The sequence below is a fragment of the Enhydrobacter sp. genome (assembly GCF_030246845.1).
Classification (GTDB): domain Bacteria; phylum Pseudomonadota; class Alphaproteobacteria; order Reyranellales; family Reyranellaceae; genus Reyranella.
On the sequence record NZ_CP126889.1, the window covers coordinates 1,609,241 to 1,629,242 of the forward strand.

At 65.4% G+C, this 20,002-nt stretch carries 18 protein-coding genes and 1 tRNA gene; 7 read left to right on the top strand and 12 right to left on the bottom strand.

Features of this window, described 5'->3' with window-relative positions; genetic code table 11:
- Position 1: 1 nt before the first annotated feature.
- From OJF58_RS08125 to OJF58_RS08145, 5 genes are read right to left on the bottom strand one after another with little or no spacing between them, the layout of a single operon-like run.
- Positions 2 to 886, bottom strand: a complete 885-nt coding sequence (locus OJF58_RS08125) for a UPF0280 family protein (protein WP_300783382.1) — start codon at positions 884 to 886, stop codon at positions 2 to 4.
- Positions 883 to 2,340 carry a 6-hydroxynicotinate reductase gene (locus OJF58_RS08130; protein ID WP_300783383.1) on the bottom strand — a complete coding sequence of 486 codons (1,458 nt, stop codon included), beginning with the start codon at positions 2,338 to 2,340 and terminating at the stop codon, positions 883 to 885. Before OJF58_RS08130 ends, OJF58_RS08125 begins: the two co-directional genes overlap by 4 nt.
- Complete coding sequence (locus OJF58_RS08135) at positions 2,337 to 5,045, bottom strand: molybdopterin cofactor-binding domain-containing protein (RefSeq protein ID WP_300783385.1); 2,709 nt, start codon at positions 5,043 to 5,045, stop codon at positions 2,337 to 2,339. The genes OJF58_RS08130 and OJF58_RS08135 overlap by 4 nt, the downstream gene beginning before the upstream one ends.
- Entirely contained in the window at positions 5,042 to 5,872 is an 831-nt protein-coding gene (locus OJF58_RS08140) for an FAD binding domain-containing protein (RefSeq protein WP_300783387.1), read from the bottom strand. Before OJF58_RS08140 ends, OJF58_RS08135 begins: the two co-directional genes overlap by 4 nt.
- A gap of 59 nt (positions 5,873 to 5,931) precedes the next feature.
- The gene (locus tag OJF58_RS08145; RefSeq protein WP_300783388.1) at positions 5,932 to 6,402 is read right to left on the bottom strand and encodes a MarR family winged helix-turn-helix transcriptional regulator; all 471 of its coding nucleotides are present in this window, start codon (positions 6,400 to 6,402) and stop codon (positions 5,932 to 5,934) included.
- 244 nt (positions 6,403 to 6,646) lie between these two features.
- Between OJF58_RS08145 and OJF58_RS08150 the strand changes: the two genes are divergently transcribed.
- A complete protein-coding gene (locus OJF58_RS08150) occupies positions 6,647 to 7,849 on the top strand; it encodes a CoA transferase (protein WP_300783389.1) in 1,203 nt (400 codons plus the stop codon).
- On the opposite strand, the gene OJF58_RS08155 is transcribed toward OJF58_RS08150, so the two are convergent.
- The 6 genes from OJF58_RS08155 to aroA all read right to left on the bottom strand — a co-directional run bounded on the left by OJF58_RS08155 (position 7,846) and on the right by aroA (position 13,616).
- Entirely contained in the window at positions 7,846 to 8,832 is a 987-nt protein-coding gene (locus OJF58_RS08155) for an ornithine cyclodeaminase family protein (protein WP_300783391.1), read from the bottom strand. The two genes, OJF58_RS08150 and OJF58_RS08155, sit on opposite strands and share 4 nt — an antisense overlap.
- On the bottom strand, positions 8,829 to 9,233 hold the full coding sequence (locus OJF58_RS08160; protein WP_300783392.1) for a lipopolysaccharide assembly protein LapA domain-containing protein: 405 nt from the start codon (positions 9,231 to 9,233) through the stop codon (positions 8,829 to 8,831). Before OJF58_RS08160 ends, OJF58_RS08155 begins: the two co-directional genes overlap by 4 nt.
- A 45-nt stretch (positions 9,234 to 9,278) precedes the next feature.
- Complete coding sequence (gene ihfB / locus OJF58_RS08165) at positions 9,279 to 9,620, bottom strand: integration host factor subunit beta (RefSeq protein WP_300783393.1); 342 nt, start codon at positions 9,618 to 9,620, stop codon at positions 9,279 to 9,281.
- Positions 9,621 to 9,782: 162 nt separating this feature from the next.
- On the bottom strand, positions 9,783 to 11,519 hold the full coding sequence (gene rpsA / locus OJF58_RS08170; RefSeq protein WP_300783394.1) for a 30S ribosomal protein S1: 1,737 nt from the start codon (positions 11,517 to 11,519) through the stop codon (positions 9,783 to 9,785).
- A gap of 154 nt (positions 11,520 to 11,673) precedes the next feature.
- Positions 11,674 to 12,306: a d(CMP) kinase gene (locus OJF58_RS08175; RefSeq protein WP_300783396.1), complete on the bottom strand. Its 633-nt coding sequence runs from the start codon at positions 12,304 to 12,306 to the stop codon at positions 11,674 to 11,676.
- The gene (aroA, locus tag OJF58_RS08180; RefSeq protein ID WP_300783398.1) at positions 12,303 to 13,616 is read right to left on the bottom strand and encodes a 3-phosphoshikimate 1-carboxyvinyltransferase; all 1,314 of its coding nucleotides are present in this window, start codon (positions 13,614 to 13,616) and stop codon (positions 12,303 to 12,305) included. Before aroA ends, OJF58_RS08175 begins: the two co-directional genes overlap by 4 nt.
- Positions 13,617 to 13,789: 173 nt before the next feature.
- Between aroA and OJF58_RS08185 the strand changes: the two genes are divergently transcribed.
- The 6 genes from OJF58_RS08185 to OJF58_RS08210 all read left to right on the top strand — a co-directional run bounded on the left by OJF58_RS08185 (position 13,790) and on the right by OJF58_RS08210 (position 18,810).
- On the top strand, positions 13,790 to 14,155 hold the full coding sequence (locus tag OJF58_RS08185; RefSeq protein WP_300783399.1) for a TIGR02300 family protein: 366 nt from the start codon (positions 13,790 to 13,792) through the stop codon (positions 14,153 to 14,155).
- Positions 14,156 to 14,218: 63 nt separating this feature from the next.
- Positions 14,219 to 14,294, top strand: a tRNA-Ala gene (locus OJF58_RS08190).
- A gap of 144 nt (positions 14,295 to 14,438) precedes the next feature.
- Positions 14,439 to 14,825, top strand: a complete 387-nt coding sequence (locus OJF58_RS08195; protein WP_300783401.1) for a hypothetical protein — start codon at positions 14,439 to 14,441, stop codon at positions 14,823 to 14,825.
- A 263-nt stretch (positions 14,826 to 15,088) separates the two neighbouring features.
- Entirely contained in the window at positions 15,089 to 16,561 is a 1,473-nt protein-coding gene (locus tag OJF58_RS08200; RefSeq protein ID WP_300783403.1) for an AAA family ATPase, read from the top strand.
- Positions 16,562 to 16,707: 146 nt separating this feature from the next.
- A complete protein-coding gene (locus tag OJF58_RS08205) occupies positions 16,708 to 18,117 on the top strand; it encodes a PAS domain-containing sensor histidine kinase (RefSeq protein WP_300783405.1) in 1,410 nt (469 codons plus the stop codon).
- 312 nt (positions 18,118 to 18,429) lie between these two features.
- Entirely contained in the window at positions 18,430 to 18,810 is a 381-nt protein-coding gene (locus tag OJF58_RS08210) for a hypothetical protein (RefSeq protein WP_300783407.1), read from the top strand.
- A gap of 390 nt (positions 18,811 to 19,200) precedes the next feature.
- Here the strand turns inward: OJF58_RS08210 and OJF58_RS08215 are convergent, their stop codons facing one another.
- Positions 19,201 to 19,434 carry a hypothetical protein gene (locus OJF58_RS08215; protein WP_300783409.1) on the bottom strand — a complete coding sequence of 78 codons (234 nt, stop codon included), beginning with the start codon at positions 19,432 to 19,434 and terminating at the stop codon, positions 19,201 to 19,203.
- Between the last annotated feature and the right edge of the window lie 568 nt (positions 19,435 to 20,002).

The following is a 20,002-nucleotide window of genomic DNA, read 5'->3' on the forward strand; positions in this document are numbered from 1 at the left end:
TTCACATGAAGCTTCCCGGACGCGAGCCTAGCGAGGCCGGGCGGCCCGAGACAAGCGCGGCATCCCGCCGACGTTCCTCCAGGCGCCACGCGCCCTGCAGCGAGAGAGCGGCGCCCTCGATGCGGCCGAGCAGGCACAGTCGGCGGGCTTCGGCCGCGCCGCCGTCGAGCGCCTCCGCCACGAGCGCCGGCGGCAACCGCCCGACCGCGACCGTCACCGGCAGGTCGAGAAGGTCGCTGTCGGGATCGAGGTCGCGTGCGGGACGACGCTCGATCGCCGGATGATCGATGTTCACGGCGTTGGCAACCACCGTCGCGGCCGCATCGGCGGCGGCCGCTGTCGTCGCCAGCACAGTGACGCTGTCGGCGATGCCGAGCGAGAAGGAGCGGCCGCGCCAGCCCGAGGTGGCGATGCCCCGCACCATGCGATCGTCCGTGATTTCGACAGTGCCATCGAGGGCCCGGGCGAAGATGCCCGCGCGCAGGCTGTGCCCCGGTCCGAGATGGAAGGCGATATCGCCGCCATTATTGACGTAGGCCTTGTCGAGCGAGCGACCGGCACGCATTGCCCCCAGGACCTCGTCGGCCACTGCGCCCGCCACCGCGGCCATGGGCGTGATGAAGATGTCGCGATAGGGCCATACCGCCGCGCCCATGCGCCGGGCCACCGGGCCTTGCAGCAGCGGGCGGGCGTCGCCGACCGGGCGGCGCAGCATTGGCAGCTCACGGACCAGCGTGGGCAGAATGTCGCCGAAGCGGTCGGTGGCCTGTCGGTAGGCCCGCTCCGCTTCGTCCCGGACGCCGAAGGCCTCGATGACAAGGTCGATGGGGCCGTGCTGCAGATGCAGCCGACCGTCGGGCAGGCGAGCGGCAACGGCCCCGGTCACTTCTCGTCTCCATCGAAGCGCACGCGCTGGCCGCGCAGCACTTCCTCGAGCGTCACCGCGCGCGAGGCATAACCGCCCAAGGCCGCATAGTCGTCGGCCCGCAGCGTGAACTCGATCGGCGCCACCAACGCCGGCGTCGGCACGTATCCGAACGATCTTTCGGGCATGCCCGCGACATCGACCATCAGGGTGATGCCGCCGCCCGGCCAGACATAGGCCGGCACGCCGCCCAGCGTCACCTTGGTGAGGGTCTGGCGCACCGAGCGCGTCAGCCGCACCGGATTTTCCGTGACACCGGCCCGCAGCGAGCCGCCGGCCCCCGCCATGAAGAGCACGGTGCAAAGCGCCGGCTCGCAGTTCTCGGCGATACGCTCGACGACCCGCCGTACCGGCTCAGGCATATCCTTCGATCGCGGCACGAGGTCCCGATCGAGCTCGAACCACGCCGAATGTTCGCCCGTGGTGGAAACCATCAGGAGCCGCAGGCCAGGCCACGCGACACCCGGATCGATCTTCTCGACGATCTCCAGCGGGTCGCGCACATCGGTGCCGCCCCAGCCCAGGCCCGGCTCGGCCGTCTGGAAATAGCGGCCCGGGGTGGATCTGCGGCCGCGCACGCGAATGCCGGCGGGCTTCATGTCGAGGAAACGACCGCCCTGATGCTCCGTCAGCACGCCTGTAATGTGGTCGTCGACCACGATCACCTCGTCGACATGGTCCTTCCATTGCGGCGCGAACATGCCGATGGTGGCCGAGCCGCAGCCAACCCGCATGCGTTCCTCGAGCTGGCCGTTCACGATCGGCGGCTGGCCCGATTGCACCACGACGGTCGAGCCGCCGTCGATCGCAAGCTCGGCGGGCTCGCGATTGCAGAGCGCCAGCAGCGTGTCGCAGGTGACCACACCCTCCTTCTTGCTGCCGCCCGTGAGGTGATGGACCCCGCCCAGCGACAGCATCTGCGAGCCGTACTCCGCGGTGGTGACATGGCCCACCGCCTCGCCCTTCACCCGTACCGCCGCCTGCTCGGGGCCGAGATAGCGGTCGGTGTCGATCTTCACCTTGACCCCGCAGTAGCTGAAGATCCCCTCGGTCACGACCGTGACCATGTCGACGCCCTCGTGTCGCGACGAGACGATGAAGGGTGCGGGCTTGTAGTCGGGATAGGTCGTGGTCGCGCCGATGCCGGTCACGAAAGCGCCCTCGCCCCTTCCCAGGACGTCGGAGCCGAGCTCGCCGGCCCAGCCGCCGCTGCCTTCGACGAAGGCCACGCGCGCCAGATCGGGCTTGGCCAGCAGCACCAGCGGATCGACCCGGACCAGCTTGCCGCTCTCGTTGGCATAGCGGTCGCAGGCGCCGGCGCGGCCCGGACGAATGCGGCAGAGCACAGGACAGGCATCGCAGCGGATGATGCCCGCCTTTTGCTCCGCCTCGGTGAGCGCCAGCTCGTCGCTCACGGCTCGCCTCCCTTCAGCGCAAGAATTGCCTCCCGAAGCCGGTGGGGCAGCAGGGGAACACGGCGCGCCCGCACGCCGGTCGCATGGTGCACCGCTCCCAGGATGGCCGGCGCGGTCGGCACCAGCCCCGGCTCGCCCACGCCCTTGGCGCCGGAGGGTCCCAAGGGCTCGCGATCCTCGATCAGCAGGCACTCGATCTCGGGCACGTCACCCACCGTCGGGATCAGATAGTCGTGCAGGTTCTCGGTACGACCGGGCAGATACTCTTCCATCAGGGCGAGCCCCAGCCCTTGCGCGATGCCGCCTTCGATCTGGCCCTCGACCAGAGTGGGATTGATGGCCTTGCCGACGTCATGGGCGGCCACGATGCGCAGCACCTTGACGGTGCCGAGCTCGATATCGACCTCGACCGTCGCCATCTGGACCGCGAAGGCGTAGGTGGCATACGGAATGCCCTGGCCGTCGGCATCGAGCGGCGTGGTCGGCGGGTCGAAAACGCCTTCGCCCATCAAAGAGCCGATCCTGGCGAGATCCAGCGTGTGGACCTCGCCGCCGTCGCACACCCTCAGCGTGCCCCCTTCGAGCGACAGCCGCGCGTCGTCTCCGGCATTGGCCAGTCGCAGGATCTGCTGCCGAAGGTCTCGGCCTGCCGCCTCGGCCGCACGGCCCGATACGAAGGTCTGGCGCGAGGCCGAAGTCTTGCCGGCGTCGGCGGTGAGATCGGTGTCGCCGCTGACCAGCGTGAGCTGCCCCACCGGCAGGCCCAGCGCATCGGCAGCGATCTGGGTCATGATGGTGTTGCTGCCCTGGCCGATATCAAGCGCCCCGTTGTAGAGCGTAAGGGTGCCATCGGCTGCGAGCCCCACCCGCATGCGCGAGGGGTTCGACATCGAGGTATTGCCGATGCCGTACCACATGCAGCCAATACCGACCCCACGCCGCTTGGCCCCGCCTCTGGCATTGAACGCCGCCACCTCCTCATGCGCCTTTCGCCAGTACGGCCGCAGGGCGTCCAGACATTGCGGCAGCCCTGCAGAGTGTTCCAGCGTCTGGCCGGTGGCGGTGGTGTCGCCGGCACGCAAGGCATTGCGATGCCGGAACTCCAGCCGGTCGATGCCGAGCCGGTCGGCCAGCTCGTCCATCATGGCTTCGTGCGCGATCGCGGCCTGGGGCACGCCGAAGCCGCGGAAGGCGCCGGCCGGCGGGCCGTTGGTGAAGAAGGCCTCGCCCCAGGTGCGCACGTTGGGCACGACATAAGGGCCCATGGCATGGACTGGCACGCGGTTGGCGACGGTTGGCCCCCAGGAGGCATAGGCGCCCGTATCGAAGGTAGCCGTCACGTCGCAGGCAAGCAGCCTGCCCTTCCCATCGCAGCCGAACCTGGCCTTGATGCGCGCCGGATGTCGCTTGGTGGTCGCCATCATGCTTTCCGGTCGCGTGTACACCAGCGCCACCGGCCGGCCGAGCTTCCAGGCGGCCACGGCGATCAGGGGCTGGATGGACAGGTCGAGCTTGCCGCCGAAACCACCGCCACAGGCGGTCGGCACGATGCGCACCGCCTCCGGTGCAAGCCGCATGACGCTCGCGATCTCGTCACGATCCATATAGGGCGTCTGAGTCGTGGCATGAATCTCGATACGATCGCCCACGCGGCGGGCCCACCCTGCCTCCGGCTCGATATAGGCATGCTCGACGAACGAGGTCTCGAAAGTGCCCTCGGCGACCACTGCGCTGAGGCCAAATGCCGCCGTCGCGTCGCCGCGCCTCACCCCTCCCTCGAGCAGCAGGTTCCGTGGCTTGTCGGCCTGGACCAGTGGCGCGTCGGCTGCCATTGCGGCGTCGATCCCGACAACCGGCGGCTCGGGCGTCCACGCGATGGGCACTTCCTCCTCCCGCACCGCCAGCACCGCCGTCCGCTCGCCGACCAGCGCCAGAACCGCCTCGCCGCGGTATCTCACCAGGCCGTCGGCGAGGACCGGCTGATCCTTGATGTCTGGATAGATGCCGTAACCGTTGAAGGGAATATCGGCGGCCGTCAGGACGGCAGCGAGGCGAGCCCTCAGAGGTCCAAGGTCGCCAAGAACGAAGCGCGCCCGGGCATGGGGCGAGCGAATGACCCTGATCCACAAGGTGTCGGTCGGCATGACATCGGCGCCAAAAAGGTCGGTGCCTTTGACCTTGGGAACGCCATCGACACGGGGAATGCGTGCACCCACCGCACAACCGGAAGGCGGGGCCGTGGCCTTCGGTCCTGCCCCCACGGCCAGCACGGCGTTGACGATCTTGGCATAGCCGGTGCAGCGGCAGAGCACGCCCCCCAGGGCCTCCTCCACCTCGGAGCGGCTGGGCCCGGGCCGGCGGAGCAGCAGGTCATGGGCCGCCATCAGCATGCCGGGCGTGCAGATGCCACACTGCGCGGCGCCATGCGCCAGGAAGGATTGCTGCAGCTCGGCGAGCACGCCGTCGCGCTTCGCGAGTCCTTCCACTGTCTCGACCGTGCGCCCTTCCATCTGCCCCATTGCCACCAGACAGGAGCAGACCTGCCGACCATCGAGACGCACCGTGCAGGCGCCGCAGTCGCCCGCGTCGCAACCGACCTTGGTTCCGGTCCGCCCGAGATCGTCGCGCAATGCCATCGCAAGCCGTGTTGCCGGCGGGCCACACCACTCCACTTTTTTTTCGTTCAGGGCGAAGGCGACCCTCACGACGCCAATCCCGCAAGCAGTCGGCGCAACAATGTAACAGCCGCATCCAGCCGATAGGAGGCGCTGCCCCGGACATCGTCGATCGGCCTGAGCGGTGCCAGGTGGGCAGGCTCGACTCGCTCGGCGAGGCGCGCGTCGATGGGTGCACCGGCGAGCGCAGCTTCGAGCACCGGCAGACGTTGCGCCACCGCCGAGCAGGCGCCGACGGCGACGCGTGCGGCTCGAACACGATCCTCTGCGATCTCGATCGTCGCCGCCGCCATGACGATCGAGATCACGAGATAGCGCCGCGCCCCAAGCTTCAGGAAAGAACTGCGCGCGATGGTTGCAGGCCCTGGAACATGGATCGCGACCAGCAGCTCGTCAGACGAGAGCCGCGTACGACGGTTGCCGACAATGAACTCGGAAAGCGGCAGGCGACGAACCTTGTCGCGACTGGCGAGCTCGACCTCGGCATCGAGCGCCAGCAGCGGCGGTACGCCATCGGCGGCGGGCGAAGCATTGCAGAGATTGCCGGCCAGCGTGCCGACATTCTGGATCTGCCGTCCACCCACTTCACGCGCTGCCTGCTTGAGGCCGTCGAACAGCGGCGGCAGATCGGCAGCCAGAAGCTCGCTCCAGGTCGTCGTGGCGCCCAGCCGCCATCCCGCGCCATCGCAGGAAATGCCGGCTAACGACTTGATTCGGCTGATGTCGAGGATGTCTTCGTCGATCGCCCGCCCGACCCGCGCCGGGTAGAAATCGGTCCCGCCGGCCAGCACCGTACAGGGCCGGGCCAGAGCCTCCAGCGCCTCCTCCAGGCGGGTGGGTTGGCGGTAGTCACCCATATCGTTCGTGTACGTACGATGAGCACAGAATCGAGGAGAGTCAAACCATTCGGCAGCGCTCAGATGATCTTGGACAGAAGCTCGAGAAGCTGACGCTGCTCGGTCCCGTTCAGCGGCTTCAGCGTCTCGCGCGAAACCGCAGGACCGTTCACCAGCAGCTTGTTCACGATGCGCTGGCCTTCGGTGGTGAGGCTGAGCAGCGTGCGACGCGCATCGCCGGGATCGGGACGCGAGTCGACCAGACCGCGCTCCTTCAACCGACGGACGACTCCCTGCATCGTCGCCTTGTCCATGCCGACGAGTCGGCCGAGCAGGTTCTGCGACAGCTCGCGATACTCGTTCAGCTTCACCATGCTCGAGTACTGCGTCGGCGTGATGTTGGGATCGCCGATCGTGACCTGGAAGATCGCACTCGCTCGTTGATGGGCGCGACGCAGCAGATAACCGATTTGCTCTTCGATGCGGTACGGCCGCGCCAACGGACCCGACGCCGTCCTCAGCTCCTGCTGCTTCCTCGCGACGTTGCGCATCGCCCCCCGCCTCTTCGACCTCCTCGCTACACCGACTGAGCGCGTCGCACAACGGTCAGCTTTGCATTCCACACCGACGATGAATCCGACTCCGATTGATTCGCAGCCGATCAAGGACAGCACGTCGCAGCCATGCTTCGCGCAGCATTCGACCAGCGAACGCGAACGGCGACCTGCCGATGACGGTTCTCGAATGCGATGGCAGTCTTGCCATCGTCTTTGTTCTCTTCGAAGGACCATCGCCATGGCCGGCGCACTGAACGGTATCCGAGTCGTCGATCTCACGAACATCATCCTCGGCCCTTACGGCACGATGCTGCTCGCCGACCAAGGCGCGGACGTGATCAAGGTCGAAGCGCCGGAGGGCGACGCCGTGCGCCACATCGGCCAGCCGGGACGGACCGTCGGCATGGGGCCGACATACCTCTACGTGAACCGCAACAAGCGCTCGCTCTGTCTCGATCTCAAAAATTCCAAGGCGCGCGCGGCGCTACTGGAGGTCGTGAAGACGGCGGATGCTTTCGTGCACGCCCTGCGACCGCAGGCGATCGAGGGGCTGGGTCTCGCCTATAACGAGATCCGCGAGGTGAAGCCGGACATCGTCTATGTCGGCGCCTACGGCTACTCGGCCGATGGTCCTTACGGAAAACTGCCGGCTTACGACGACGCCATCCAGGCACGTTTCGGCATTGCCGACTTGATGGGCCGGGCCGCCGGAGACGACGTGCCGCGCTATCCGCCCACCATCCTGGCCGACAAGACGGTGGGGCTCACCTTCGCCTTTGCGACGCTCTCCGCTCTCATGCATCGCCAGCGCACCGGCGAAGGCCAGTTCGTCGAGGTGCCGATGTTCGAGACCATGGCCGCCTGGCTGATGGTCGAGCATCTGTGGGAACGGACCTTCGACGACGAGGGCGAGGTCGGCTACACGCGGCTCCTCGCGCGGACCCGCAAGCCGTACCGGACGCTGGATGGCTGGATGGCGATTCTTCCATACAACGACAAACATTGGCGCAATTTCTTCGAGTTGGTTGGAAGGCCGGAAGTGCTGAAGGACCCGCGCTACGCCACCCTCAACGCACGCTCCCTGCACATCAACGACATGTACGCCATGGTCGAAGCGCTCGCGCCGACCAGGACCACCGCCGAATGGGTGGCCTTGCTCGACAAGGCACAGATTCCCAATGCGCCGGTGTCGACGCCGGCCGACCTGTTCGAGGATCCGCATCTGGCATGGCGCCAGCTCTTCAAGAAGTACCCGCACCCCAGCGAGGGCGAGATCACGATGGTCGAGCCGCCGATGCGCATGAGCCGGACGCCCCCGTCCATTCGGCGCATGGCGCCGTTGATGGGCGCGGACTCGCGATCGGTCCTCGCCGAAGCCGGAATTGGCGACGTCGAGATCGACGCGCTCAAGGCGGAAGGCGCGCTGATCGAACCGGACTAAAGGGCCTCGAAGGCGAGCTCGGCCGCCGCCAGATCCTCGAGCGCCGCGCCGACAGACTTGAAAAGCGTGATGGCCGACCGATCGCTTGCATCGCGGCCGGGCTTCTGGCGGCGCGACAACTCGAAGAGATCGGCGATGACATCGTCCTGGACGATCGTTCCCGCGGCCAGTGGCTGGACGATATCGCCCGCCTCCTCGAGCGCGCCGGCCCGGGTATCGACATAGAGCCGTGCCCGCCGGACGGCACGGTCGTCGCTCTCACGCATCTCGGGTGTGTAGGCGCCCACAAGGTCGAGATGTTGGCCGGCGCGCAGCCATTCACCCTCGACCAGCGGCGTCTTCGACAGGGTGGCGCAGGACACGATGTCGGCCTCGGCGACCGCGGCTTTCCGGTCGGCGACGGCCTGTACGGCGACGGGACGGCCCAGGGCCAAGGGCAGGGAATGCGCGAGATCGCGAGCGAGACGCTGCGCCTTGGCGGCATCCCGCCCCCAGATCGAGACACGCGCGATCGGCCGCACCTTGGCGTGGACGCGTACGAGGTGAGGAGCCAACGCGCCGGTGCCGATCATGAGCAGCGAGGCGGCATCCGGCGGCGACAGATAGCGCGAGGCGAGCCCCGAGGCGCAAGCGGTGCGACGCTTCGTCAGTACCGTGCCGTCGAACAAGGCAAGCGGCAGGCCGGTCGCGCCGTCGAGCAACAGGTATTGGCCGAAGATCGACGGCAGGGATTGCCGCCCATTGTCGGGAAAGACCGTCACCACCTTGATTCCGATCCGGCCCAGCGCATTGGCGGTCCGTTGCGTCCAGGCCGGCATCAGGAGCAGCGTGGCGTCGGCCGATCCCGGGCCGTTGGGTGCAGCAAGTGTATGGTGGTGGCGCCGGGGCATCTCGCAGCCGGCACGAAACAGCGCGTCGAGCCGGTCGACCAGCGCGAGATCATCGATGGCCGTGTCCACCTCGGCCCCGGACAGGATCTTCACGACAGCGGCCCTCGGGGCGGCATGGCAAGGTCGGGTAAGACCAGCGCCGTCTGGCGTTCGATTGCCTTCTGGCCACGCGCCGTCGCGTCATCGGGCCCGGTCCTCGGCGGTGCGCGCTCGGCGAGAGCCTCGCGCAGCCGGACTACCTCGCGATCGAGCCGGGCGGCCTCCTTGCCCCGCTCGCGGGCGCGGCGGCGATGGTGGCGGCCGACCCACCAGCCCAGTCCCAGCCCGACCAGCACACCGAGCAGCAGGACCGCCACGATCAGCAGGTAGAGAGGTGCCTGTACACTGTAGGGCAGCGGCCAGAAGCTCAGGGCCACGCGCTCGGTATTGCTGACCGCCATCAGCACGCCGAGCAGGAGGAGCAACAGGACGACGACGCGGGACAGGATCTTCATGCCATCGCTACAATGGCATAGCGCGGCGCAAGGAAGCGAGAGGCGCTACTCCTTGTCCTCGACCGGGCGGGACTGGTCGGCCGCCGCAAGACCCGCCGCCCGCACCGCCTCCTTGTTGAGGCGGTCACGCAGATCCTTGCCCGTCTTGAAATAGGGGACACGCTTGGAAGCGACCGCAACCTGCTCGCCGGTGCGCGGATTTCGCCCCGTCCTCGGATCGCGCTTCTTCACCGAGAATGCGCCGAAGCCGCGCAACTCGACGCGATCGCCGTTGGCGAGCGCCTTGGAGATCTCGTCGAAGACCGTGGCCACGATGCGCTCGACATCTCTTTGATAGAGATGAGGATTCCGCGCTGCCAGGCGAGCGATCAGCTCCGACTTCGTCATTGGCTTCATAATAGCGCAAAAAGCCGCAGGGTCAAGGTAAGCCATTGAAAGCAAAAGGAAACCGCCGGGAGCCCGATTGCGGCGATCGCAATAGCATTCAACCAATGAAAAAAGGCCGGCCCTCGGCGGGCCGGCCCTCACATCCGATAAGTCGCGAAAGACCTACTTCTCCCCGGAGTCTTCCTTCTTCTGGGCGCGGCTCAGGGCGGCGCCCAGAATGTCGCCCAAGCTCGCGCCCGAGTCGGACGAGCCGAAGTCGGCCATGGCCTTCTTCTCCTCGTCGAGCTCGCGCGCCTTGACCGACAGCACGACGCGACGGGAGGTCTTGTCGATGTTGGTGATCTTGGCGTCGAGCTTGTCGCCGATCGCATAGCGGTCGGGACGCTGCTCGGAGCGATCGCGGCTCAGCTCGGACTTGCGGATGAAGCCCGGAATGCCATCTTGGACCGTGACATCGATGCCGTTGTCCTGGATCCCGGCCACGATGACGGTGACCACATCGCCCTTCTTGGCGACCTGGCCCACCTTCTCGAACGGGTCGTTGGCAAGCTGCTTGATGCCGAGCGAGATGCGCTCCTTGTCGACATCGACGTCCAGCACCTTGACCTTGACGCTGTCGCCCTTCTTGTAGTCGCGGATGGCCTCGTCGCCGGCCTTCTCCCACGACAGGTCGCTGAGATGCACCATGCCGTCGATATCGCCCGGCAGGCCCACGAACAGGCCGAACTCGGTGATGTTGCGGACCTCGCCGTCGATCTCCGTGCCCGCCGGGTACTTGTCGGCGAAGCTTTCCCACGGGTTGGCCATGCACTGCTTGAGGCCGAGCGAGATGCGACGCTTGGACATGTCGACGTCCAGCACCATCACCTCGACCTCCTGCGAAGTCGAGACGATCTTGCCCGGATGCACGTTCTTCTTGGTCCAGCTCATCTCCGAGACGTGGACCAGGCCCTCGACGCCCGGCTCCAGCTCGACGAAGGCGCCGTAGTCGGTGATGTTGGTGACCCGGCCCTTGAGCTTGAGACCGACCGGATACTTCGCGCCGGCGCCGTCCCACGGATCGCTCATGAGCTGCTTCATGCCGAGCGAAATGCGCTGCGTCTCGGGGTTGAAGCGGATCACCTGCACCTTGACCTGCTGGCCGATGGTGAGCGCCTCCGACGGATGATTGATGCGCTTCCAGGCGATATCCGTGACGTGCAGCAGGCCGTCCACCCCGCCCAGATCCACGAATGCGCCGTAGTCGGTGATGTTCTTCACGACGCCGTCGAGCACCTGGCCTTCGGACAGCGCCCCCATCAGGCGGGTGCGGTCCTCGGCGCGGGTCTCCTCCATGACGGCACGGCGCGACACGACGATGTTGCCGCGGCGGCGATCCATCTTGAGGATCGCGAATTGCTGGGCCTGGCCCATTAGCGGGCCGACATCGCGCACCGGGCGGACATCGACTTGGCTGCCCGGCAGGAACGCCACGGCGCCCGACAGATCGACCGTGAAGCCGCCCTTCACACGGCCGAAGATCGTGCCCATGACACGCTCGCCGTCGGTGAAGGCCTTCTCGAGCAGAGTCCAAGCCTCCTCACGTCGCGCCTTGTCGCGCGACAGGACCGCCTCGCCGTCCTTGTTCTCCATGCGGTCGACGAAGATGTCGACCGTGTCGCCTTCCTTCACCTCGGCGGCTACGCCGCCATTGGCGAACTCGCGCAGCGGCACACGGCCTTCGGACTTGAGGCCGACATCCACGACGACGAAATCATTGGCAATGCGCACGACGGTCCCCTTGACCACCGTACCTTCGAAGCTCGACGCACCGCCGAGCGATTCGTCGAGAAGTGCTGCGAACTCCGCACTCGCGGCGTCGTTCGCGGTTCGATTCCGCAGGGCGCTGCCCTTAGCCATCCAATACCTCTTCCTTCCTCGATCCCGGGCGAAACGCTGCCGCCCGTCGGCCAACCGGTTGATCCGGCGGATCCAGTGCCTTGAAACTCCGACGTCCGAATGTGGGATCCGTCCGCCAATCGCCGCTCGATGTCTTTGATCCGCCGGCGGCGATTTATGGCCCGGGAGATCGAAAGCCCTTGCGCTCGATAAACGCCAAAGCGGCGGCAAAGGCCGCGTCGGCATCCATGTCGCTGGTATCGAGAAGCCAGGCATCGGGTGCGGCCTTAAGGGGGGCAGCCGCCCGTTCGCTGTCGCGACGGTCCCGCTCCGCCATCTCGGCAAGAACGCGCGTCCTTATAGTGTCGACCCCTCGTCGGCGCAACTCCTGGAACCGCCGCTCGGCCCGCGACTCGGCGCTGGCGGTCACGAAAAGCTTCACCGGAGCGTCAGGGCAGATCACGGTCCCGATATCGCGCCCGTCGAGCACCGCTCCCGGTGCCTGAGATGAGAACTCCTTTTGGAATTTCAAGAGGTTGACCCTGACGTCCGGAATCGCGGCGACCTTCGAGCCGGCCTGGCCCGCCTCGTCGCCGCGCAACACCGGGTCGTCGAGATCCGACGCGGTCAGGCCGGCCGCGACCTCGGCCGGCGAGCGACCGGTGCGCGCCGAAATCCAGCCGACGGCGCGATAGAGAAGGCCAGTATCGAGGTGTGGCAAGCCGAAATGCGCCGCCAGGCGCTTCGCCAGGGTGCCTTTGCCGGAGGCCGACGGCCCGTCGATCGCGATGACCAGCCGCCGGCTCACGCCGCCTCGATCCCGGCGCCGAGCCCGTTCATCAGCGCTGCGAAGCCGGGGAAGGACGTGTCGATCGGCGAGCCGTCGTCGACGGCCACCGGCTCGCGCGTGCCCAGCCCCATCACGAGAAAGGACATGGCGATACGATGATCGAGATGTGTTTTCACCAGCCCGCCACCAGGCGGAGGTGCACCGGTACCGTGAACGGTCAGGGAATCGGCGCCCATCTCGTGTGCCACGCCGTTGGCCGCAAGCCCGGCCGCGACGCTCGACAGCCGATCGCTCTCCTTGGCCCGCAGCTCGGCCAGCCCCTGCATATGGGTGGTACCCTCGGCAAAGGCCGCGGCAACGGCCAGGATGGGGTACTCGTCGATCATCGACGGAGCGCGTTGCGCCGGCACATCGATCCCTTTCAGGCCGCCGCCTTTCACGTGCAGGTCCGCGACCGGCTCGCCGCCTACTTCGCGCTCATTCTGGAACGCAATGTCGGCACCCATCTCCTTGAGGGTGGCATAGAGGCCCGCACGCAATGGATTGATGCCGACATTCCCGACCAGGACGTCGCTGCCGGGCCGGATGCAGGCGGCCACGACGGCGAACGCGGCCGACGAGGGATCGCCCGGAACGACCAGATCGCGGCCCTTGAGCTCGGGCCAGCCGGCCACCGTGATGCGCTTGCCGCCCTTCTCGGCCGCGGCGACGCGGATCTCGGCGCCGAAATGGCGCAGCATGCGCTCGGTATGATCGCGGGTCGCCGCCGGCTCGATCACCGTCGTCTCTCCCGCGGCATTGAGGCCGGCAAGCAGGATGCAACTCTTCACCTGAGCCGAGGCGATCGGCAGCTCGTATTCGATGGGGACCATCTCGTCGGTGCCGACGATGGCCAGCGGCAGGCGGCCGCCCTCGCGCGACTGGAAGCGTGCGCCCATGCGGGACAAGGGCTCGATCACGCGTTGCATCGGTCGCCGCCGCAGCGAGCCGTCGCCGGTCATGAAGCTGGTGAAACGATGGCTGGCCAGGATGCCCGACAGCAGCCGCGCCGAGGTGCCGGAATTGCCGAGATCGAGCACGTCCTGCGGCTCGCAGGCGCCGCCGACGCCGAAGCCGCGCACGCGCCAGACCTCCCCCTCGCGCCTCACGTCGGCGCCCAGCGCTGTGAGCGCGGCCGCCGTGCGCAATATATCCTCACCTTGCAGCAAGCCGCTGATGACGGTCTCGCCGAGCGCCAGGGCGCCGAACATGAGGGCACGGTGCGACACCGACTTGTCGCCCGGCGCGCTCACCCGCCCTTGCAGGCGGGCGACCGGGCGGGCGACCAATTTGAGCGGTGTGGGCGAAGCGGACAGGACGGGCTCCCGAAGCGCGGCAGGAATGGGGTGCGGCGCCCTCCTACCATGCCCGAATTTGGTTTTGACAGGGTGAAAGACGCGTGACATACGCCCTCCCTCGCGGCCGAAAGGCCCTGTGCAGCGGAAATTCCGGGAGATCCAGCGTGGTCAAGGCGTCCTGGGGCACCAAGCGTACCTGCCAGAACTGTGCGGCGCGCTTCTACGACCTGAACAAGAGCCCGATCAAATGCCCCAAGTGCGGTCGGGAGCATGATCGCGAAGACTTCGTGAAGGTTCGTCGTGGCCGCGCGACGGCCGCCACCACGGCAGCCGCCGCCGCTGCGGCGGCGACCGCCGCAGCCGCCAAGGCCGCGGCCGCCAAGAACAAGAAGCTGGAGGATGTGGCGCTCGACGACGAGGCGGCCCTGGAGGCGGACGACGAAGCGCTGGAGGATACCGACGATCTCGCCGACGAGGCCGAGGACATCGAGGTCGAGGTCGAGGACGACAAGGGCGACGGCGATCGCTGAGGGCGACGCGGTTGCCAGCCACGCGGGCGCGAACTATACCTCGCGCCGCCAGCATCGGATTTCGGGGCCATAGCTCAGCTGGGAGAGCGCTACAATGGCATTGTAGAGGTCAGGGGTTCGATCCCCCTTGGCTCCACCAAATAAATCAAGGGCTTAGCCAGAAATGGCTAGGCCCTTAAATTTTGTGGGGAAGCAACGGGGAAGCAAGCGACCAGGAATTATGCGACGCCCGTAGTTCGAACAGCCGGATACACTTGCTACCCGGAGTCACATTGCATCACCAGTGAGCACGGCCGAAACTCTGTTGCCAGCGGTCAATGATGGCAGCCGGTGTCAAACAAGCTCCAATGGCAAATTTTGGCTTCTTGGCAATATCCCGCAAATCTGCAAGGCGTTCATCCTTGCGAGCACAACCGTAGAGCGCCAATGGGTGCAGCGGCGCGGACGTCTGCTTCGCACCTGCAAGGCGATCAACAAGACATACAGCGTGATTCACGATTTTTTGGCGCTGCCACCGGGCATGGAGAACGGCCTCGATCCCGACGCACGCAGCCTTGTGCGCTCGGAGCTGAAGCGCGCAGAGGAATTCGCTCGTCTTGCTAAGAACGCGGGACGGCCCGACGGCGCGCTCGCCATCATCGATAAAATGGTGAACGCGGCGTATCTGTGATCGGGACGACGGGGGACAACATGCCACTCAATGACCGGAAGATAATTTCAATAATCCTCGAAGAATGCAAAGGGGTCGAGGAACGCTGCGGCGGATACCGCGAAGAGATAATTGACGTGATTTCCGACATTATTGAGTATGAACGTCAGCATCGCGTGCAGGGGACAAATATACAGAAAAAGATCAATGATAAATGCAACGCCGCGGCGCGCTTCCTCTCCGAGAATCGCGGAATAGACGTATCGACGGAGGAGTAAGCGAGCATGAAGCTTCTCCGCGCTAACTTCGAGAATTTCCGCCTGCTGCGGGACCTTGATCTGCGGTTCTCCAGCGATCCCAACCGCAAGCTGACAGTGATCAGGGCGGCGAACGAATCCGGCAAGACGACGATATTGAACGCCCTGCAATGGGCGCTTTACGGCGACACGGCGCTTCCCGGCAAAGGCGAGGATTTCCGCCTGCATCCGATTGATTGGGACGGCAGCGCCGGCCGCCGCGTCCCGATAACCGCGACGGTGGAATTCGAGGTGACGACGTACCGGCGCAGCCCTTCTGGCCTGCGCGAAACGCGCCGCCAATACCGGCTCGTGCGGTCGGCCTTCGAGGAAGCGGACGGTAAGACTTCCCGGCGTTCGCCATCGGCGGTCAGGCTCTTCGCCCTCAATGACACGGGCGCGAGTCCGATCGATGCGCCGGATGCGCTTATCAACGACGAATTGCCGCCGGAGCTGCGCGATATTTTCTTTACTGATGGCGACCGTGCGCTCAGCTTCATCGAAGCCGATGTCGCCGTATCGACGAAGCGCGAGCGCGTGCAGCGCGCGATCCGCGCCCTTCTCGGACTCGGCGTGATCGAGGACGCCATCAGGCACGTCCGCAAAGCGGCATCTGATGTCAACAAGCAGGCAAAGCAAGTCGGCGGCGGCAGTGAACTGAACATAATCGCCTCGCGGCTCGAAGCGATCGACGAGGATATCCTGAAGCTCGAAGGCGAGCTCGACGACGCCAAGCAGCAATTCGTCGCCTTCGACGAAAAGGTGGAGGAAACGGACCGCAAGATCGCGGCGGCTCTACAAAAGGGCGACAAGGAGAAGCTGCAAAAAGAACTCGAACAAGCCAAACGCAAGATCAAGCAGCTTGACGACCAGCTCAACGCCGCCAACAAGGAGCACAGCGCGCTGTTCCGCGGGCAGTATGTCGCCACGGACCTGCTAGGGCCGGTACTCAACCATGCCTTCGGCAAGCTCGAAGAACTGCATGACCAGGGCAAGATTCCCAATACGACGATTCCCGTTCTCGAAGATCGGCTCAACGCGGAAATCTGCATCTGCGGCGAAACCCTGAGGCCCGGCGACCCGGATGGCCATCGGCGCCGCGATCACATTCAGAAGCTGATCGACGACAGCAAGCGGTCCGATGAAATCCAGGAGGTTATCACCGACCTGTATTACGGTGCGAAATCGTTGCGTCCCGTTGCAGGTGCTGGCAGTCGCTGGCGGGAGGAATACGGTAAGGTCGTAAAGAGCCGCGACGGCTTGCAGCTCCTGCGCGACGAGGCCGGACGGGAATTTCGCGCGCTGGAATTGCAGCTTGACGCGCTGCCCGACACCGACATTCAGGGGCTGCGTGAGTCGCGCGCGAGTCCGGGGCGTGTGTGCCCGAAGGCGCTTGCGGGCAGCCGCCGGCGGGGGAGAGCGGCCGGCTGGCTGTTCCCGCCTGTGCTGAGCCGCTGCTAAGGGGGTGCGCCGGAGCGCTTCGACAAGTGCTAGGCTAATGGCTTAGCATCCCGGGAGGCAGGCGGAGCGTTGTATCGGGGACATTATTCAGTAGTTAATCGGACAACATGTGCCCTCAAAGAACGTCGCCAGAGTCGGCTGAACAGATGTCCGATGCTTTAGGCGACGCCGAGCGGTTCCAACTGCTTGTCAGTGCCGTCAAGGACTACGCGATCTATATGCTGGATCCCGCCGGTCACATTGTGAGCTGGAACGCCGGGGCCGAACGCTTCAAAGGCTACCAGGCCGAGGAAGTGATCGGGCGGCACTTTTCTCTGTTCTACACCCCGGAGGACCGCGAGCGCGGGATACCCGAACTTGCCCTCAAAACTGCCCAGACCTCCGGGAAGTTCGAGACCGAAGGCTGGCGCATGCGCAAGGATGGCGGCCGCTTCTGGGCCCACGTCGTGGTCGATCCTATCACTGACTCCGCCGGGAACCTGGTCGGTTTCGCCAAAATCACCCGCGACCTGACGGAGCGGCGCGAGGCCCAGGACAAGCTGGAGAAGGCCAGGGAAGCTCTTTTCCAGTCGCAGAAGATGGAGGCCATCGGCCAGTTCACGGGCGGCGTCGCCCACGACTTCAATAACCTGCTTGCGGTCGTGCTGGGTGGCTTGGAGCTGGTCCAACGGCGTGTGGGCGAAGGCGACCCCCAACTGCACCGGTTGCTCGACAATATCCGGCAGGCCGCGCAGCGAGGCGCCAACCTCACGCAAAGAATGCTGGCGTTCGCGCGCCGCCAGGAGCTGAAGCCGGCGCTGATCGACATCTGCGACCAGATTCGCGGCATGGTGGATCTCCTCGACCGATCGCTTGGCCCCGATATCACCTTGGCAACGCGCTTCCCAAGGAAGGCGGTGATGGTGCTGGTCGATCCGACCCAGCTCGAGATGGCAGTCCTGAACCTTGCCATAAATGCGCGAGATGCGATGCCGGCAGGAGGAACCGTTACGGTCGAGGTCGTCACCGAGGCGCTGGATGAAGGCAATAGCCATGGTTTGGGTGCCGGCGACTACGCGGTTCTCACGGTGATCGATCACGGTATGGGCATGGACGAGGACACGGTTCGTCACGCGATCGAGCCGTTCTTCTCGACCAAAGGCGTCGGCAAAGGAACCGGTCTTGGCCTATCCATGGTGCATGGGCTGGCCGAGCAGTCGGGCGGCCGGTTCGTGCTGCGCAGCACGCCGGGCAAAGGGACCAGAGCAACCCTGCTGTTGCCCCTGCAGCCGGCGAAGCGAGCTGAAGAGCCACAGCGAGACGCAAATAAAGGGACATCGCCGCCGCCCTCGCTGAACTTGCTCATTGTCGATGACGACGCCCTTGTTCTGACTACCACAGCGGCGATGCTCGAAGAGGCAGGCCATACCGTAACCAGTGCCTATTCCGGTCAGGAGGCCCTCAAGGTCCTGGCGGACTCGGAGCCGTTTGATGTGCTGGTTACTGATCAGGGAATGCCCAACATGACTGGGCAGCAACTGATCCAGCGCGTTCGTGCTTCCCAGGGATGCCGGTGATACTGGCCACGGGCTATGCCGAGACGCCGCCTGGGTTGGCACAGGACGTGATCAGGCTCGGAAAGCCTTTTATGCAAGAGCAGCTACTGGCGGCCGTGAGACGCGCGATGCGAGCGCTGGTTGCTCAGCCGCTCCAGCGAAGCTGAGCAGTCCGTCTGCCGCGCTGTTTCGCCCGCTGTCAAATGTTTGCCTTGTCTAGCAGCATAAGACCAAGCAGCATCAGGGCGATCAGCACGACAACCGCGACAACGAAAGTATTGTGTTGCCAACCGTTTGGCATCTAGGACTACTCCTCTCTCTGCCTAGAGCCGAATGAACCGAAGGCTGATGGTCACCGAGCGACCGCGCCAACTGATCTCTGGCCTCCAGCGTGTGGTGGACGCAGCGCGCCTCTACAGGCATCAGCTGTCCTCCCCGGAGGCGTCCATAGTCCTTCACGACGCGATCGACAAGATTCGTGATGTGCTTGACGGACCCTTTGAAGATCCAGGCCTCCAGGAAGCATGCCGACGCATGTTGTTTCTATGCGAGGAGATTGCGCATGACCTCAAGGTCAGTGAACTGCGGGGCGCCGCGGCCATGCCAAACCGAACCCGGGCTGCGGATCTTTGCGGAACGCTGATGGACCTCGCCAGCGTCCTGATTTCGGTTCTCCAAATCGACGCCCAGACGAAGCCGAGCGTTACCCCTTGAGCTTCGGGGCGACCGGTCCGTATCGACGGCGGAGCAAAAGCCACCGCTTGAGGGAGCGGGGAGAAAAGCCTAGCTCCTCGCCGCGTAAAGCATGGAAGCGAGCCGGACTTGGCTCCGACACTTTCTCAAGCTCGGCTTGCGCGTAGGAAGCGAACTCCCTCAATATTTTGAGAATGCCCTCATCAAACAGGACACCGTGTGCAATGCCGACTCTCGGCGGCATGGTAAATCCCCAAGGTGCGCTCGGAGGCGATAGAACAACACCGACGAAGCCAGTGACGTTCCGAAAACAGCGCCCTACGAGAGTGATCGACATGTGGCTCACGATCGGGAATGCGACTTGCGCCAGCTTGTACCTCGCCAAATGGCCCCGAAATAGTGCTGGCGCCTTCAAGGCAGGGGCTTCCGGCTAACCGCGTCCACTGTCGCTTTGTCGATCGAGCAATGGAATTCGCTCGCCCAACCCTGATGTCGATTGTCCTCATGCCCACAAAGGGCATCGATGATGACACTGGCGTCGCTGGCCTGCTCGAAGGCACAGAACAGCGTGGTCTCAAGGCTTGTCTGCTCGCAGCTGAGGGCGAAGTCCCCTTCAGGCTGCAAGCGCTCGATCAGGAGCTTCATGAGGGCCGCCGGGTCCTCACAAACGCCGACTGGCGCGTGCGCGACGACCAAGTGAAGGTCGCACCGCCGCTCGGTGAATGCCGGCCAGGCGAATTGGGGCATGGCCTTCACAACGTCCACATTTCGGCAAAGGCTCCCGCTTCCCAGGCACCCGCAATCACGTCACAGCGAGGTCGCAGGAGCGAAGCAACAACAGCCGGGTCAACCGCCTTATGTCCTTCGCAAGGTGAAGATGCGCGTCGGACAAGCTGGGCTGCTTCTGGCATACGGGCAGCCCAGCGCTTGCAGCGGCTACCTTGGGGAATCAGACGGACGAGTGGCCGACGCTTCCGCCGCCTTCGAGGACGGAAATCGCCTTCCTGATTGCGATGGTCGTCGCCACTTGCTTCGTTTCGCAATCACAGCGGCGACAGTCTGGGGAACGGTCGAGACGATCGACTGGATCGACCCGGCGGAGCGAAGGTAAAGCGGCTCGCTCACAATGAGGTCGCAGAGATGGCAGCAACGGCTTGTGCTGTCTTCCGTTGATGCCGTGCTGGACGAACGCCGACCTACTCTCCCCGTTGGC